This is a genomic window from Janthinobacterium sp. (assembly GCF_009923995.1).
In the GTDB taxonomy this organism is placed as follows: Bacteria; Pseudomonadota; Gammaproteobacteria; order Burkholderiales; family Burkholderiaceae_D; genus Janthinobacterium.
Genome location: NZ_RFSK01000003.1, coordinates 74,412 through 90,288 on the forward strand (window position 1 = coordinate 74,412; position 15,877 = coordinate 90,288).

16 protein-coding genes, 2 tRNA genes and 1 riboswitch are annotated in these 15,877 nt (G+C 63.5%); of the genes, 8 read left to right on the top strand and 10 right to left on the bottom strand.

Translation table 11 applies throughout. The features are described from left to right. The first annotated feature begins 68 nt into the window (after nucleotides 1-68). Nucleotides 69-527, top strand: coding sequence for a MarR family transcriptional regulator (locus EBS11_RS02330; protein ID WP_290600243.1), 459 nt, complete (start codon nucleotides 69-71; stop codon nucleotides 525-527). Next, nucleotides 524-2,014 carry an MDR family MFS transporter gene (locus EBS11_RS02335; RefSeq protein WP_290600245.1) on the top strand — a complete coding sequence of 497 codons (1,491 nt, stop codon included), beginning with the start codon at nucleotides 524-526 and terminating at the stop codon, nucleotides 2,012-2,014. The genes EBS11_RS02330 and EBS11_RS02335 overlap by 4 nt, the downstream gene beginning before the upstream one ends. On the opposite strand, the gene EBS11_RS02340 is transcribed toward EBS11_RS02335, so the two are convergent. Continuing rightward, nucleotides 2,011-3,099 (bottom strand): NADH:flavin oxidoreductase/NADH oxidase, encoded by a 1,089-nt coding sequence (locus EBS11_RS02340; RefSeq protein WP_290600247.1) that lies wholly within the window; start codon nucleotides 3,097-3,099, stop codon nucleotides 2,011-2,013. The genes EBS11_RS02335 and EBS11_RS02340 overlap by 4 nt on opposite strands. Before the next feature lie 106 nt (nucleotides 3,100-3,205). Between EBS11_RS02340 and EBS11_RS02345 the strand changes: the two genes are divergently transcribed. The 3 genes from EBS11_RS02345 to EBS11_RS02355 all read left to right on the top strand — a co-directional run bounded on the left by EBS11_RS02345 (nucleotide 3,206) and on the right by EBS11_RS02355 (nucleotide 6,556). Next, entirely contained in the window at nucleotides 3,206-3,550 is a 345-nt protein-coding gene (locus tag EBS11_RS02345) for a helix-turn-helix domain-containing protein (RefSeq protein WP_290600248.1), read from the top strand. Nucleotides 3,551-3,670: 120 nt separating this feature from the next. Beyond that, nucleotides 3,671-4,795 (top strand): acyltransferase, encoded by a 1,125-nt coding sequence (locus EBS11_RS02350; RefSeq protein WP_290600250.1) that lies wholly within the window; start codon nucleotides 3,671-3,673, stop codon nucleotides 4,793-4,795. A 138-nt stretch (nucleotides 4,796-4,933) separates the two neighbouring features. After that, nucleotides 4,934-6,556, top strand: a complete 1,623-nt coding sequence (locus EBS11_RS02355; RefSeq protein ID WP_290600251.1) for a hypothetical protein — start codon at nucleotides 4,934-4,936, stop codon at nucleotides 6,554-6,556. Between the two features lie 95 nt (nucleotides 6,557-6,651). Here the strand turns inward: EBS11_RS02355 and EBS11_RS02360 are convergent. From EBS11_RS02360 to ybgC, 9 genes are all read right to left on the bottom strand, one after another. Next, nucleotides 6,652-6,727: transfer RNA gene (locus EBS11_RS02360), tRNA-Lys, on the bottom strand. 89 nt (nucleotides 6,728-6,816) lie between these two features. After that, nucleotides 6,817-6,892 (bottom strand) — tRNA-Lys (locus tag EBS11_RS02365). 67 nt (nucleotides 6,893-6,959) lie between these two features. After that, complete coding sequence (gene ybgF, locus EBS11_RS02370) at nucleotides 6,960-7,718, bottom strand: tol-pal system protein YbgF (RefSeq protein ID WP_290600252.1); 759 nt, start codon at nucleotides 7,716-7,718, stop codon at nucleotides 6,960-6,962. 131 nt (nucleotides 7,719-7,849) lie between these two features. Further along, a complete protein-coding gene (gene pal, locus EBS11_RS02375; protein WP_290600254.1) occupies nucleotides 7,850-8,374 on the bottom strand; it encodes a peptidoglycan-associated lipoprotein Pal in 525 nt (174 codons plus the stop codon). A 40-nt stretch (nucleotides 8,375-8,414) separates the two neighbouring features. Continuing rightward, on the bottom strand, nucleotides 8,415-9,692 hold the full coding sequence (tolB, locus tag EBS11_RS02380; protein ID WP_290600255.1) for a Tol-Pal system beta propeller repeat protein TolB: 1,278 nt from the start codon (nucleotides 9,690-9,692) through the stop codon (nucleotides 8,415-8,417). Continuing rightward, entirely contained in the window at nucleotides 9,689-10,705 is a 1,017-nt protein-coding gene (gene tolA, locus EBS11_RS02385) for a cell envelope integrity protein TolA (RefSeq protein WP_290600256.1), read from the bottom strand. Before tolA ends, tolB begins: the two co-directional genes overlap by 4 nt. Before the next feature lie 48 nt (nucleotides 10,706-10,753). Then, nucleotides 10,754-11,194, bottom strand: a complete 441-nt coding sequence (locus EBS11_RS02390) for an ExbD/TolR family protein (protein WP_290600257.1) — start codon at nucleotides 11,192-11,194, stop codon at nucleotides 10,754-10,756. 15 nt (nucleotides 11,195-11,209) lie between these two features. Continuing rightward, nucleotides 11,210-11,899 carry a protein TolQ gene (gene tolQ / locus EBS11_RS02395; protein WP_076570585.1) on the bottom strand — a complete coding sequence of 230 codons (690 nt, stop codon included), beginning with the start codon at nucleotides 11,897-11,899 and terminating at the stop codon, nucleotides 11,210-11,212. A 46-nt stretch (nucleotides 11,900-11,945) separates the two neighbouring features. Further along, nucleotides 11,946-12,347, bottom strand: coding sequence for a tol-pal system-associated acyl-CoA thioesterase (gene ybgC, locus EBS11_RS02400; RefSeq protein ID WP_290600259.1), 402 nt, complete (start codon nucleotides 12,345-12,347; stop codon nucleotides 11,946-11,948). 317 nt (nucleotides 12,348-12,664) lie between these two features. Further along, a riboswitch (ZMP/ZTP riboswitch) is annotated at nucleotides 12,665-12,791 on the top strand. A 111-nt stretch (nucleotides 12,792-12,902) separates the two neighbouring features. Here ybgC and glyA point away from each other — a divergent pair. The 3 genes from glyA (at nucleotide 12,903) to pilV (ending at nucleotide 15,875) form a co-directional block, all read left to right on the top strand. Then, complete coding sequence (glyA, locus tag EBS11_RS02405) at nucleotides 12,903-14,150, top strand: serine hydroxymethyltransferase (RefSeq protein ID WP_290600260.1); 1,248 nt, start codon at nucleotides 12,903-12,905, stop codon at nucleotides 14,148-14,150. Between the two features lie 441 nt (nucleotides 14,151-14,591). Then, on the top strand, nucleotides 14,592-15,053 hold the full coding sequence (gene nrdR, locus EBS11_RS02410) for a transcriptional regulator NrdR (protein ID WP_071324704.1): 462 nt from the start codon (nucleotides 14,592-14,594) through the stop codon (nucleotides 15,051-15,053). Between the two features lie 231 nt (nucleotides 15,054-15,284). Then, the gene (pilV, locus tag EBS11_RS02415) at nucleotides 15,285-15,875 is read left to right on the top strand and encodes a type IV pilus modification protein PilV (RefSeq protein ID WP_290600263.1); all 591 of its coding nucleotides are present in this window, start codon (nucleotides 15,285-15,287) and stop codon (nucleotides 15,873-15,875) included. The last annotated feature ends 2 nt before the right edge of the window (nucleotides 15,876-15,877 follow it).

Genomic DNA, 15,877 nt, shown 5'->3' on the forward strand with positions numbered 1-15,877 from the left:
AAAAAGCCTTGCGCAGGCCCCGCATCGGGTCTAATATAGGTAGATAGCCTACCTATATGGATGATGCCATGCCCCTTGACGAAGACCTTCCCATCCCCGAACGCGCGCTGGCGCTGTCCGATGAATTGCGCACGGCATTCAAGCGCCTGCTGCGCTCCATGCAGCGCGAAGGGGGCGAACTCGATGCCCGCGTGTCGATGATGCAGTACATGCTGCTGGCCCTGATCCACGAGCAGCCCGGCATCGGCGTGGCCGCGCTGGCGCGCCTGCAGAACGTGCGCGGCCCCACCGTCAGCGCCCAGGTCAAGTCGCTGGAAGAGGCGGGGCTGGTCGAGCGCAGCGCGCCCGATCCGCAGGACCGGCGCCGCTCGGGCCTGCAGCTGTCCGCCGAGGGCCTGGCCGTCCTCGACACCCTGCGCGCGCGCCGCCGCGATGCGCTGGCGCGGCGCATCGCCCGCCTGTCGCCGCAGCAGATGGACGCGCTGGCCGCCGCCATGCAGCCCCTGCTCGAGATTGGACAGGCATGAATACCCTGGACAAAACCGCGGCCGCGCAAGCGCCCCTGACGGAGCGCGAAGTGCGCGCCACCTACCTGGGCCTGATGGCCGTGCTGGGCCTGGGCGCGCTGGACCAGAGCATCGTCGCCACGGCCTTGCCGCGCATCGTCGCCGACCTGGGCGGCATGGCGCACCTGTCGTGGGTGGTGACGGCCTATGTGCTGGCCTCGACGGCCACCATGCCCCTGTACGGCAAGCTGGCCGACCAGTACGGCCGCCGCCCCATGATCTTCACGGCCCTGCTGACCTTTTTGCTCGGCTCCGTGCTGTGCGGGCTGGCGCAGAACATGACGGAACTCATCCTCTTCCGCGCCATCCAGGGCCTGGGCGCGGGCGGCTTCATGCCGCTGGCGCAGATCATCATCGGCGACATCGTGCCGCCCGCCGAGCGGGGCAAGCGCCAGGGCATGGTGCCCATCGTGTTTGCCGTCACCAGCGTGCTGGGTCCCGTCTTGGGCGGCGTCATCACGGATGCGCTGTCGTGGCACTGGATCTTCTATGTGAACCTGCCCGTGGGCGCCGTGGCCTTCTACATCATTGCGCGGGCCATGCGCAAGCCCGTGCGCACGCATGCGCACAAGATCGACTACCTGGGTTCCTTCCTGCTGACGGGCGCCATCACGGCGGCCCTGCTGGTGCTGGCGCTGGGCGGCACGGAGTGGCCGTGGGACTCGCTGGCCATCAAGGTGAGCGGCGGGATCGCCGTGCTGCTGGGTGTCTGGCTGGCCTTCCACGTGGGCAAGGTGGACGAGCCCGTGCTGCCGCCGGACCTGTTCGAGAACCGCACCTTCAATATCGCCAGCCTGGTGATGGCCGTGACCTTCATGGGCCTGATGGGCGCCAGCGTCTTCTTCCCCCTGTTCTTCCAGCTGGTGATGGGCACCAGTCCGGCGGAATCGGGCGTGATGACGGTGGCCATGATGGTGGGGCTGGTGGCGTCGTCGATGTTCAACGGGCGCGTGCTGTCGCGCTCGGGCAAGTACAAGATGGTGCAGGTGGCGGGGCTGGGCGTGGCGGTCGTGGCCTTTGCCGTGCTGGCCTGGGCCATGGAAACGTCGCGCGGCTACTGGATCATCGAGCCGGCCATCTTCTTCCTCGGCACGGGACTGGGCCTGGTGATGCCGAACATGACGATCGCCGTGCAGAATGCCTTGCCGCTGGCGCGGCGCGGCGTGGGCACGGCCATGCTGGCCTTCTTCCGCTCGCTGGGCGGCTTGCTGGGCGTGACGGCATCCGGTGCCATCCTCGCGGGCCAGCTGCACCAGCATGGCGTGGAAGCCGTCTCGGCGCTGGGCGCGCACGCGGCCGTGCAGACGGTGGAAGTCTACCGCCATGCGATCGCCAGCGTGTTCGGTGCCGGCGCCGTGCTGCTGTTACTGGGACTGCTCGCCTTGCTGTTCCTGCCGGAACTGCCCCTGGCGGGGCATCCGGCCACGGCGAAGGCGAAAGCTGATTAGTAGCGTTCCAGCCAGTGCGCGTACGGCGCCGGCATGACCCACGAGGCGCGCTCGACGCCGAGTTCCTTGGCGGCAAAATAGGCCCAGTGCGGGTTGGCCAGGTGCGCCTTGCCGACCATCACCACGTCCAGCTGTTCTTCCTTCACGACGCGCTCGGCGATGGCCGGCGTGCCGAAGCCCCAGGCGGACGAGACGGGCACGCCCGCTTCGCGCCGCACGCGCTCGGCGATGGGACCCATGAAGGCCGGGCCCCAGGGAATGGCCACGTCGGGAATCGTGAAGCCCATGCTGACGCTGATCATGTCCATGCCGGCCTCCTTGAACTGGCGCACGAGGGCGATCGATTCGAGCAGGGTCTGTTCGTCGCGGCCGTCGAATTCCAGCACGCCGAAGCGGATGGTCAGCGGCAGGTGCTCGGGCCACACGGCGCGCACGGCTTGCAAGGTTTCCAGCAGGAAGCGGCTACGGTTTTCCAGGCTGCCGCCGTAGATGTCGTCGCGCTGGTTGGCATGGGGCGAGAAGAAGCTTTGCGCCAGGTAGCCGTGGGCAAAGTGCAGTTCCAGCCATTCGAAGCCCGCTTCGCGGGCGCGCACGGCCGCGTCGACGAAGTTCTGTTTCACGCGGGCAATATCGTCGAGGTCCATGGCGCGCGGCACTTTCGGCAGGCCGCCGCCAAAGGCGATGGCGGACGGGGCGATGGTTTGCCAGCCGCGCGCGTCGCCGTCGGCAATGTGGTCGTCGCCTTCCCACGGGCGGTTGGCGCTGGCCTTGCGGCCCGCGTGGGCGATCTGGATGCCGGGCACGGCACCGGCCGCCTTGATGGCTTTTACCACCGGCACGAAGGCTTGCGCCAGATCATCGTTCCAGATGCCCGTGCAGCCGGGCGTGATGCGGCCTTCGGGCGCCACGGCCGTCGCTTCCATGATCACCAGGCCCGCGCCGCCGCGCGCCATGCCCGCATAGTGCGACAGGTGCCAGTCGTTGGGTGCGCCGTCGACGGCCATGTACTGGCACATGGGCGGCACGGCGATGCGGTTGCGCAGGGTGATGCCTTTGAGGGTGTAGGGCTGGAAGAGGGCGGACATGGTGGCCTTTGCGGTTGGTGGATGAATGGACTGCGGCTACAGATTCGGTAGTTCGTATATATTCGAAGAATGGAAATAGTATAGCCGATGCGGTATGATCCTGCTCATGCGTCCACACAAACATCCCCCCGCCAGCGAATTCGTCCTCGAGCGCGTGCTGTACGCCCTCAGCGATTCCATCCGCCTCGACATCGTGCGCCACCTGGCCTGCGTGGAGGCGGCCGCGTGCGGCGACCTGGACGGCGGAAGGCCGAAATCCACCGTTTCCCACCATTTCAAGGTCTTGCGCGAGGCGGGCCTCGTCTACACGGAAAACGCGGGCACGACGCATATGAACCGCTTGCGGCGGGCCGAGATCGACAGCCGCTTCCCCGGCTTGCTGGGCGCCATCCTGGCCCAGCCGCCGCAGCCGGCCGAGGCGCCAGGCACGGGCGGTCAGGGCGGCGCCTAGCCTGGCGTGCCACGCCATTTGCCAGGCTCGGCTATCATATCGGCCTTTTGGTAGATCCCCAGCCGCGCACGCCCCGCGCGACGGGCTGGCGACGGCTACCTGGCAAGGCAAGGGATGGGAATGACGGCAGCAGCAGTGGTATCACGGACGGACCTGGCACATCGTCCGCAGTTTGGCTGGATTAATCTGTTGAAGGCAGGCGCGGCGCAGCTGATCGTGCTGCACCACCTGGCGTTCTACGGCCCCATGTCCGACTATGTGCAGCCCCTGTGGCCCGAGGTGCTGGACTGGCTGGGCGGCAACGCGCGCATCGCCGTGCAAGTGTTCCTCGTCATCGGCGGCTTCCTCGTCGCCAAATCGCTGGCGCCCGCGGGCCGCCCCGGCATTGCCCGCCCCGTGCAGGCCGTCTGGCGCCGCTATGCCAAGCTGGCGCCGCCTTTCTTCGCCGCCACCCTGCTCGCCGCCGTGCTGACGCCCGTGGCCGGCATCTGGATGCTGCACGATTCCATGTCGGCCGCCGTCACCCTGGGCCAGCTGAGTGCCCATGCCCTGCTGCTGCACGGCGTGCTGGGCTATGAATCGCTGTCGGCCGGCGCCTGGTACGTGGCCATCGATTTCCAGCTGTACCTGCTGACGGTGCTGCTGCTGTGGCTGGGCGGCTGCCTGGCGGGCCGGCGCGCGCTGGCCTGGCTGATGCCGCTGGCCGTCACCGTGGGCATCGTCCTGTCCCTGCTGTACTTCAACCTCGATTCTGGCTGGGACAACTGGGCGCCGTATTTCTTCGGCAGCTATGGCTTGGGGCTCATGGCCTGGTGGGCCAGCGACCCGGTCCGCAAGCCCGGCGCCATGACCGCGCTCATGGCCATGGCCGCCGTGCCCGTCCTGCTGGCCCTGGCCATCGACTACCGCAGCCGCATCGCCCTGGCGCTGGTCGTCGCCTGCGCCCTGTTCCTGTTCGGCCGCGCCAAGACGCCCGCGCAGGGCCGCGCCTGGAATGTCATCAACGCCCTGGGCCGCATCTCCTACGCCGTCTTCCTCGTGCATTTCCCCGTCAGCCTGCTGGTCAATGCCTGGTTTACCGCCTATGCGCCCCTCGTGCCCGCCTGGCAGGCGCTGGGCATGCTGACGGCCTGGAGCGCCAGCCTGCTGGCCGGGGCCGCGTTTTACCGCTGGGTGGAGGTGCCGCTGGGGCATTTCGTACCGCTCGCCGTGGCGCACTTGCGCATGCGCCCCGTGCCGGGCTGAGCGCGGGGCCTGGCCCGATGCGCCGGGGCGCCGCCGGTGGCCGGCGTGTTGCCTGACGGTACATAAATAGTGATCAAGATGCTATGCTATCGGGATTGACAACAGTCAAGCTCCGTTCAATCACGCCCGTATCTAAAAATGATCACAAGAAGCCACGCCTCATACCGCCGTCCCTTGCGCATCGCCGGCCTGGTACTCTCTCTTTTGCTGCTGCTGGCGCTGGGCTATTTCCAGGCCCCGACGCTGGCATTCGATTTCGCCGGCATCTATGTCGTTGCCTTGATCGCGGCCTTGCCGGCCGTTGCGCTGGCGGGCCGCAAGGGACTGGCCGCAGCCTACGTGGTCCTGGCTGCGTTCTTTGGCGCCATTGTTTTCTTCACCAGCGCGCCATTGCTGCACGCGAACGCGTACTACAAGATGCTGGGGGCGGAAGCGCCGGCGAACTTCCACGATGCATTGCCGCCCATTGATATCGAACAAGCGCCGCTCGTGTCGCAGGACATGGCCTTGCAGGCCATGCAAAAGCGCCTGTCGGAAATTGCCTCGCTCGGCTCCCAGGTCGCCGTCGGCACGCCCGTGAAGCAACTGGTGAACGGCAAGCTCGTCTGGGTGGCCTTCCTCGAGCACAGCGGCTTCTTCAAATGGTTCGCAGACGGCGCCACGCCCGGCTACCTGGTGGTGTCGGCGCATGACCCGGCCGATGTGCGGCTGGTCATGGAACTCGAGGGCAAGCCCCTGAAGATGCGCTATCTGCAGTCGGGCTATTTCGGCGACTACGTGGAGCGGCACGCTTATCTGTCGGGCAACACCAGGGTCGGCCTGACGGATTTCGAGCCGGAAATCGATGACAACGGCGTGCCGTACTACGTCGGCACGGTGTACGAGCACAAGGTGGGCTTCTCGGGCAGCGAGTCGAGCGGCATCATCACCGTCAATGCCGTCACGGGCGAAGTGCGGCGCTACAAGATGGGCGCGGAACCGGCCTGGGTGGACCGTATCCAGGCCGAGGAATTCATCCTCGAGCAAATGCAGGACCGCGGCGAGTACGTGCACGGCTTTATCAACCTGAACAATGAAGGGCGCCTGCGCGTGGACGGCATGCTCGACCTGGTCTACGGTTCCGACCAGCGTCCGTACTGGGTGGGCGGCATGACGTCGAAAGGCAAGAACAACGGCCTGTCCGGCTTTTACTTTGTCGATTCCCGCACCAAGGCCGTGCGCTGGTTCAAGGTGCCGTCCGTGTCGCAGGCCACCGCGGCCCATGCGGTGGAAAATGTGAATCCCGAAAAGCACTACAAGGCAACCAATCCGCTGCCCTTCCTCGTCAATGGCGCGCCCACCTATGTGATGGCGCTGCGCGACGTGCAGGGCGTGTCGCGCGCCTTCGGCATGGTCGACATGCGCAACAACCAGGTCATCGGCGTGGCCGACACGCTGAACGCCACCTTGCGCAGCTATCAATCGAAACGCTCGAGCAACCGCGTGGCGGCCGACATCGGCACCGAGGCGCGCGAGGTGGCGCTCAAGGGCACGGTCGTGCGCATCGCCGCCGAATTCAGGAACAGCCAGACCATGTATTACATCACCATCGCCGTAGGCGACAAGACGCTGGGCACCATCTTCACGGGCAGTTCGGACCTGTCCGAGGAACTGGTGCTGACCCGGCCCGGCGACACGGTCGAGCTGAGCTACGCCGACAGCGACACGCGCGTGGTGGGCATGAGCAAGTTCCATAACGCCGATATTCCCGGCAGGGAGTAGGCGTGACGGCCTTTGCCGGCGCAAGCTGGCAGAGGCCGAAATGCGGCCGCAAAACAAAAAAGCCAACCGCGAACGGTTGGCTTCTTCATAGTATTTGGTAGGCCGTGCGGGATTCGAACCTGCGACCAACGGATTAAAAGTCCGCTGCTCTACCAGCTGAGCTAACGACCCAAAAACTTTTTACAACAACTTCGGTAACACTGTGCCGTAAAAAAATGCTTGCTATAACAACTCGCAAGCAGATCAGTACTGCGTATTCGTGGTAGGCCGTGCGGGATTCGAACCTGCGACCAACGGATTAAAAGTCCGCTGCTCTACCAGCTGAGCTAACGACCCGAAGAAGAAAGATTATAGGGGGTGCCCGGGATTCTGTCAAACCTAACGGGCAACTTTTTCCCCGCTTTTACTTTTTGCCGGCCCGTTCCTTGGCCGTCTGGGCGGCGCTGGAGTCCGGATAGCGCGAGATCAGGGCGTTCAGGGTCTTGGTGGTGTTGGCCTTGTCCTTCATCTCCGTGTAGCAGCTGGCGATGTTGAGCATGGCGTCGGCCGCCTTCGGGCTGTCCGGGTAGTTCTTCACGACGGCTTGCTGGGCGCTGATGGCGCTCTTGCAGTCGCGCTGGGCGTAATACGCGTTGCCCAGCCAGTATTGCGCGTTGGCCGCGTAGGCCGACTCCGGGTAGCGTTTCACGAAGGCGTCCAGCGCCGTGGCGGCGCCCTTGTAGTCGCCCGACTTGAACAGGGCCAGCGCCGCTTCGTACGAGCTTTGCTCGGACACGCCCACGGCCGCTTCCTGGCCGTCGATGGTGACCTGGCGCGGTTCGAGCTTGCGCAGGCGCGCGTCGAGGTCGGTGTAGAAATCCTTCTGGCGCTTTTGCGCATTCGCCAGGTCATTGCCCAGCACTTCGATCTGGCCCCGCAGGCGCGCGATCTCCTGCATGGTCTGGTCGTGCTGGTTGAGCAGGCTCAAGGTGCTCGTCTTGTCCGCCTTGGTGTCGATGCGGCTGTTCATGTCGCGTGCCAGTGCGTCGACTTTCGAGCGCAGCTCCAGGATGGCCTTGCGTGCTTCGTCGTCGTCGAACAGGGCTGCGTTGGCGTGCAGGGGCAGGGCGGCAAAAGCGGCCAGCAGGGCGGCGGCGACGCCGGCTTTCGAGAATGTCATCATGGGTCGGGCTTTCAAAAGTTACGCATACATGCAAACGGGGCGCCGGGCGGTAATCCGCGCAGCGCCCCATTATTATGCCTATGACTGGCCAGTTAGGTAAGCGCCTATCTTGCTGCGCCTACCGCTGTACATCAATAAACGATGTCAGCGCGGCGGTTTTCTGCCCATGCTGCTTCGTTGTTGCCTTGAGCCTTAGGCTTTTCTTTGCCGAAGGACACAGCTTCCATCTGGCTGTCGGACACGCCCAGGGCGGCCATCGACTTGCGCACGGCTTCGGCACGTTTCTGGCCCAGGGCCAGGTTGTACTCGGCGCCGCCGCGATCATCGGTGTTGCCTTGGATGATGACTTTGCGCGCTGGGGTCTTCACCAGGTAAGCGGCGTGGTTTTGCACCACTGGCGTTTCCGATTCACGCACGACGTATTTGTCGAAATCGAAGTACACGCTGCGGTTGGCCAGCACGCCTTTTGGATCGTTCAGCGGATCGACGACTTCAGCGACGACGGTGTTGACTTCGCGCGTGTCGGCGACTGGTGGCGCGGTTTTTTCAGGAGCGCGCTCGACGACTGGGGTTTCTGCCAGTTTGACAGGGGTGCTGCAAGCCGACAACAGGGCTGCAGTAGCTGCGATGAAAGCTAAACTTTTAAAGTTACTCATTTTTATTCTCCGGGTCGTGGTTAAGGTAAAACGTACTGCATTACTTCATGAAAGGACCCCAGGTGGGCTCCTTGATATTGCCAGCTTGCGTGGTCAGACGCTGCTTGACGCGGCCATCCACCGAAACTACCGCCAACGACTTGCGTCGTCCGGATTCGGTCGCGTACATGATATATTTCCCGTTGGGCGAAAAGCTCGGTGATTCGTCGTTGGCGGTGTCCGACAGGCGCAGGTCCTGGCCACTAGCCAGGTCAAGCGCGTAGAGCTGGAAATTGCCGTCGCGACGGGAGATATAAGCGAGTGTCTTCCCGTCGGGTGAAATCCGCGGGCTGGTGTTGTAGGAGCCGCCAAACGTCACGCGCTTGGCTTCGCCGCCATTGAGGGGCATGCGGTAGATTTGTGGTCCGCCGCTGCGGTCGCTGGTGAAGTAGATGCTTTGGCCATCGGCCGAGAATTGCGGTTCCGTATCGATGCCGCTGCTGGTGGACAGGCGGCGCAGGCCGCTGCCATCGGCGTTCATGATGTAGACCTGGGTATGGCCGTCGCGCGACAGGGCCACGGCCAGGCGCGTGCCGTCCGGGCTCCAGCTGGGCGCCGAGTTGCTGCCTTTTTCGTTCGACACGATGGTGCGCTGGCGCGTCACCAGGTTTTGCACGTAGACGATGGGCTTGCGTTTTTCAAATGACACGTAGGCCACCTTGGTGCCGTCCGGCGACCAGGCGGGCGAAATGATCGGCTCGTGCGAGCGCAGGGCGACCTGGATGCCTTCGCCATCGGCGTCGGCCACTTCCAGGCGGTATTCGCGCCCCGATTGCGTGACGTAGGCGATGCGCGTGGAAAACGCGCCCTTGGTGCCCGTCAGTTTCTCATAGATATCATCAGCGATCTTGTGCGCGAGCAAACGGTTGAACTGCGGCGCGGCCGCATTGTTCATGCTCGACAGTTGCGTACCCTTGATGGTGTCGAACAGCTTGTAGCGCACGTCCAGGCGGCCGTCGGCCATGGTCTGCACGCTGCCGGCGGCCAGCGCGTCGGCGCCGCGCGCTTTCCACTGGTCGTAGCTGACGGGGGCCGTTTCCGCGATGGCCGTATCGGCATCGATCAGCTTGAACACGCCGCTGCGCGTCAAATCGGCCTTGATGATGGACGACAGCGGCTGCGGCGCCGCCGATTCATTGACGAAATTGGCGATGGCGACAGGGATCTGGTTGCTGCCGATACCGGTAATTTCCACGCGCAGCTGCGCCTGGGCGCCGGTGGCGCCGAGCAGCAGGCCGGCGCAGAGCACGACATAGCTCATTTTTTTCATGGTCATCATTTAGGCAAATCCTTCATCTCGAATATGAGTTCAATCTCGCGTTCCACGGTGCCGTCTTTTTTCTTCGGCAGTGGCGACGATTTATTAATGGCGTTTTCCACCGCGCTGTCATACGCCGGCAGTCCGCTACTTTTTATCTTTCGGACCGAAATAATTTCCCCAGTTGGCAATTGCTCGATCTTGAACACGGCGCGCGGGTTGCCCGGCACGTCCGTGCTGCCGCTATACGCGAGGTTGCCCTTGATCTTGCTCGTCAGGGCAGCGACATAGCCGCTGTCCTTGCGTGGCGCGGTCGCTTTCGCGGCCGTGCCCGTCGTACCCGTGCCGACGGCGCCCGTGATGCGGCTCATCTCGGCGGCGCGTGCCTTGTCGGCGGCTTTTTTCTCTTCCGCCGCTTTTTTCGCCTTGGCGGCTTTCTCCGCCGCGGCTTTCTTGTCCGCCAGTTCCTTCTCGGCTTTTTCTTGCGCTTTTTCTTTCTCTTTTTCGAGCTTGGCTTTTTCCAGCTTGTCAGCCTTCTCTTTTTCCAGCTTCTCGGCTTTTTCTTTCTCTTTCTGCTTCTGTTTCTCCAGTTCGCGCTTTTCTTCCTCGCGTTCCTTCTGTTCCTGCTTGCGGCGCTCTTCCGCTGCTGCTTTCTCTTTTTCTTCCTTCAGCTTGGCCTTCTTGCGTTCGAGGGCGATTTCCGCCTCGCGCAGGTCGACCTTCGGCTCGGGCGCGGCCACGGGCGGCGGTGGCGGCGGGGCGGGCTGCTCCACTTCCGGCTCCGGCGGCGGGGCCGGCGTCGGTTCCGGCTCGGTAGTCACTTCGGGTGCCGGCGCGGCCGTCTGCACCTGCATGTCCCACACTTCCGCTTCCACGGCGACCGGCTCCGTGCTTTGCCAGTGTACGCCTACCCACAGGAAAAACAGCAGGCCAAGGTGCATCGCCAGCGCCAGGCCCAGCGAGGGCCAGCGGCTGCGTTCGCGCGGCACGCTGTAGGGCTTGCCGAGTACATGGTCGATTGGTTTGGTCTGCAAAGTCTAGTCTATCTAAAAACGGTCAAGTCCGGATATACGGTGGTGCGCCTACTTGGTGGCCAGGCCGACGCGGGTAATGCCCATCTTCTTCGCTTCCGAAATGAGCTGGATCACGTCGTCGTACTTGCTGTCCTTGTCGCCCGCGATCATCACGGGATACTCGGGATTACTTTCGTGCAAGCCGCGCAGCTTGCGCAGCAGGGCATCGCGGTTCGGTTCCGTTTCCGGCGCCAGCTGGTCCTTGCCGATCAGGCCGATCGACAGCGAACCATTCGGTTTGAGCACGATCTGGATATAGTCATCGGGCGGTTTCGCCGTCTTTTCCGCGTTGGGCAGGTTCACCACGCTGGGGTTGTTCGACGACGGCATCACCATGAAAATGATCAGCAGCACCAGCATCACGTCGATGTACGGCACGACGTTGATTTCCGACTTGAACTTGCGACCGCGGCCACCGCGCATGCCGCCGCTATTGAATGAGGAACCCATGGGCAGTGCTCCCCCTTAGCGCGACTGGCGCTGCAAGATGTTCGAGAATTCCTCGACGAAGCTTTCGAAGCGGATCGCCAGGCGGTCGATGTCGTGCGAGAAACGGTTGTAGGCGACGACGGCGGGAATCGCCGCGAACAGGCCGATGGCGGTGGCGATCAGCGCTTCGGCAATGCCGGGCGCGACGGCGGCCAGGGTGGCTTGCTGCACGTTGGCCAGGCCGCGGAAGGCGTTCATGATGCCCCATACGGTGCCCAGCAGGCCGATGTAGGGCGAGACGGAGCCGACGGAGGCGAGGAAGGCCAGGTGCGATTCGAGCGCATCCATTTCACGCTGGAAGGCGGCGCGCATGGCGCGGCGGGCACCGTCGAGCACGGCGCCGACGTCCAGCGCTTCGCGCGAACCGTAGGATGCCTTGCCCTTGATGAACTCGCCCATGCCGGCGTCGAAGATGCGGGCCAGCGCGCCGCTCTGGTCGCGGTTGCCGCTGGCGTTTTGATGCAGCGCATGCAGGTTGCCGCCGGCCCAGAAGCTGCGTTCGAATTCGATGGTCTGCTTGCGTGCCTGGCGCACGGCAAACATCTTGCGGAAAATATAGGTCCAGCTGGTCAGGGAGATCAGCAACAGCAGGGCCATGATCAGTTGCACGATCAAATGGGCATTGGTGATGAGCGCGAGGAAAGAAAGATCTTGTGTAACGTTCATTGGCTGGCAGTCTGTTGGGTGAATTGTCCGGGGTGGCGGGTGGGGCTCAGGCGGCGCGCATGCGGGCCGCCACGGCATCGGGCACGGCGCGCGGGCGCAGTGCCGCATCGACGCAGCCGATCTTGACGCGGGCCGTGTTGAGCAGGCTGTCGCCGCACCAGGCTTGTTGCAGGAAAACGATGGAGGCGCGCCCCATCTTTTCTATGCTCAGGGTTAATCTTAACGTGTCATCGAGCCTGGCTGGCGCATGATAGTCGGCGTTGACGCTTTTGACAACGAACATCGCGTCGTGCGTTTGCAGCAATTCCTGCTGGCCCACGTCGATGGCGCGCAGCCATTCGGTGCGTGCGCGCTCGAAGAATTTCAGGTAGTTCGCGTAATAGACGATGCCGCCGGCGTCGGTGTCTTCATAGTAGACACGTACGTTCCAGGTAAAGACTGAAGGCATGTTTATTGCGCCAGTAGTGAGATTGAGCAACATTTTACGCGATTTTTCTTGTTGTGACTGTAGGCGCTTGCTGGAAAGCCATGTAAAAGCAGCATGCAAGTTGCACCGCAGCATTGTAGATCCGGGGTGCGCGATGGCAAGCTTCGTAACATACGCTTACATGCCCTGGCCAGGTTTAAGTTCAGCTTAAGAACGGGCGTCCTCACCCCGGGCATGGCCCGTGGCGCGCCCGGGCGGGCTGCAGCGCGCGGCGATTATAGCCGCAGCGTTGCATTCCTTGCTCAATTTGGGCACTTAACTTACAATTTGATTTCCATTACGTCTCACGTGACTGGCGAAAAGTCGGAGTGATCCCCACGATGTGGCGATCGTCTTGCCGGCGAAAGGTGGGCACCCACCGGGAAACGTGAGATTTTTCATCAGCCGTTCGCCTGGGTAGCCACTATGGAAAAGCACGAAGAGGCTGCCCGTCCAATGTTGTTATTCACTTAACGCCGGCTCCCCTCATTCGATCCAACCTGCCAGTACAAGCACCCTCATACTTGGAGTTTTTACATGTTTGCAAAAGATCACACCCTCGCCAACGTCGATCCTGAATTGTTCGCCGTCATCCAGAAAGAAAATACGCGCCAGCACGACCACATCGAACTGATCGCGTCGGAAAACTACACGTCGCCAGCCGTAATGGAAGCGCAAGGCTCGCAGCTGACGAACAAGTATGCGGAAGGCTATCCAGGCAAGCGCTACTACGGCGGCTGCGAATACGTCGACGTGGCCGAACAGCTGGCCATCGACCGCGTGAAACAGCTGTTCGGCGCCGAATGCGCCAACGTACAGCCGAACTCGGGTTCGCAGGCGAACCAGGGCGTGTTCTTCGCCATGCTGAAACCGGGCGACCTGATCATGGGCATGTCGCTGGCCGAAGGCGGCCACCTGACCCACGGCATGCCGCTGAACATGTCCGGCAAGTGGTTCGACGTCGTCTCCTACGGCCTGACGGCGGAAGAGGACATCGACTACGAAGCCATGGAACGCCTGGCCCGCGAACGCAAGCCCAAGCTGATCATCGCCGGCGCGTCGGCCTTCTCGAAAAAGATCGACTTCGAGCGTTTCAGCAAGATCGCCAAGGAAGTGGGCGCCTACTTCATGGTCGACATGGCCCACTACGCGGGCCTGATCGCCGCCGGCCTGTACCCGAACCCGGTGCCGTTCGCCGACTTCGTCACTTCGACCACGCACAAATCGCTGCGCGGCCCGCGCGGCGGCATCATCCTGATGAAGGCCGAACACGAAAAAGCCATCAACTCGGCCATCTTCCCCGGCATCCAGGGCGGCCCGCTGATGCACGTGATCGCCGGCAAGGCCGTCGCCTTCAAGGAAGCGCTGAGCCCTGAATTCGTCGAATACCAGAAGCAAGTGGTCAAGAACGCCGACGTGCTGGCAAAAACCCTGATCAAGCGCGGCCTGCGCATCGTCTCGGGCGGCACGGAATCGCACGTCATGCTGGTCGACCTGCGCGCCAAGAACCTGACGGGCAAGGAAGCCGAAGCCATCCTCGGTTCCGCGCACATCACCTGCAACAAGAACGGCATCCCGAACGACCCGCAAAAACCATTCGTCACCTCGGGCATCCGCCTGGGCAGCCCGGCGATGACGACGCGCGGCTTCAAGGAAGCGCAAGCGGAAGAAGTGGGCAACCTGATCGCCGACGTGCTGGACAATCCGCATGACGCCGCCACCATCGAGCGCGTGAAAGCGGCCGTGAAAGTGCTGGCCGACGCGCACCCTGTGTACGCTGCTTAAGAGCCTGTTCCGGTAAAGGAATACATCCGCAGCAGACAGCCCCTCGGAAGCGGGTACTGCGTTGCTCGTCGTAGCCTGGCCCGCCATGCGTCCTCCTCGCGCCTTGTCCGCGCGACCGATGAGCAATCTGCTGCAGACGCTCCTGATCGGAATAGTCGCTAATTATTTGTCCAGAATGTGTCATACGGAGTAAGATTCTGTATGACACATTCCAGTCGTGCCCAAGGGCGCCCGGAGTGATTCGGGCGCCTTTTATTTAACAACACCCGACCGTACCGTCGCCAGCGGAAGGGGCGGTGGCCAGGAAGCGCAACCGCACGAAGGTGCGGACGCCGAGCCGGTGCGCATCGCAGGCCGCCTGTGCCGACGCGCAGCAGGTGTTGACTGGCGCTCCGAGGCGGCGATTTTCCGTAATTACTACTATAAAGTTCTATCCAGCCCATGAAATGTCCATTCTGCCAGCACGGCGATACCCAGGTTCTCGATACGCGCGTATCGGAGGAAGGGGATGCCATCCGGCGCCGGCGCCGCTGCAGCAAATGCGACAAGCGTTTCACGACCTACGAGCGCATTGAACTTATCATGCCCGCCGTCGTCAAAAAGAATGGCAGCCGGACGGAGTTCGCTGCGGATAAGTTGCGCGGCAGTTTGATGCTGGCCTTGCGCAAGCGCCCCGTCGCGGCCGCCTCCGTGGATACCGCCATCGCCTCCATCCAGGAAAAACTGCTGACGAGCGGTTTGCGCGAAGTCGATTCCGGCTATATCGGCGAACTCGTCATGCAGGAACTCAAGCGCCTGGACAAGATCGCGTATATCCGCTTCGCCTCCGTGTACAAGAATTTCGAAGACCTGGCCGAATTCCAGGATGCGATCGCCGAAGTGGGGCAGGCGCGCAAGCCCTGAAGCTCCCCGCCGTTGCCTGCCGCCAGCGGGACTGATGGACCGTCCCGCACCACCACGCCAGCGCTTGCCTGGCAAGCCGCCTGAGCAATCCCGGCGCGTTTTTTTCTCCGCTTTTTCCTGATTTCCGCCTTTTCGCCGCGACGTTTGCGCTGCCTCATGCCCGCGTTTCGGCGCGCGCCTATCGTGTAGCTGGGCCGTGCTTCCGCGCGGCGCAATTTGCAGGAGGACGTCATGCACGGCAGTGCGCGTGGACCCATGGATGGCAGTTCCCTCGTCGAGGTGCTGGTGTCGCTGCTGCTACTGGCGCTGGGTCTGCTCGGCGCCAGCATTTTGCAGCTGACCTCCCTGCGCGCGCGCCATGAATCGGCGCTGCTGTCGGCCGCCGCGCAGCTGGCCGCCGGCATGGCCGAACGCATGCGCGCCAACAGCGCGCTCATGGCCGGTCCCGACGCCGGCAATCCCTACCTGGGCGTGGCCTACGAAGCGGCGCCGGACGGTAGCCCTGCGCAGGATGGCGGCGCGCCCGCCTGCTTCGGTGCCGGCGCCTGCGGCGCGGCGCAGCTGGCGCAATACGATATCGCCGAATGGAAGCAGCAACTGCAGGCGGGCTTGCCCGGCGCCCGCCTGCACATCTGCCGCGACATGGCGGCGTGGAATGCCGCCGCCCAGGGGCCGGACTGGGCTTGCAGCGGCGGCAAGGGGGCGCCCGTCGTCATCAAGCTGGGCTGGCGCGGCCGCCAGCCCGACGGCCAGGCCGCCTCGAACGGGGCGGGCGAAGCACCTCCCAAACTGCTGCTGCAGCTGGGCGGAGGCGGTCCATGAAC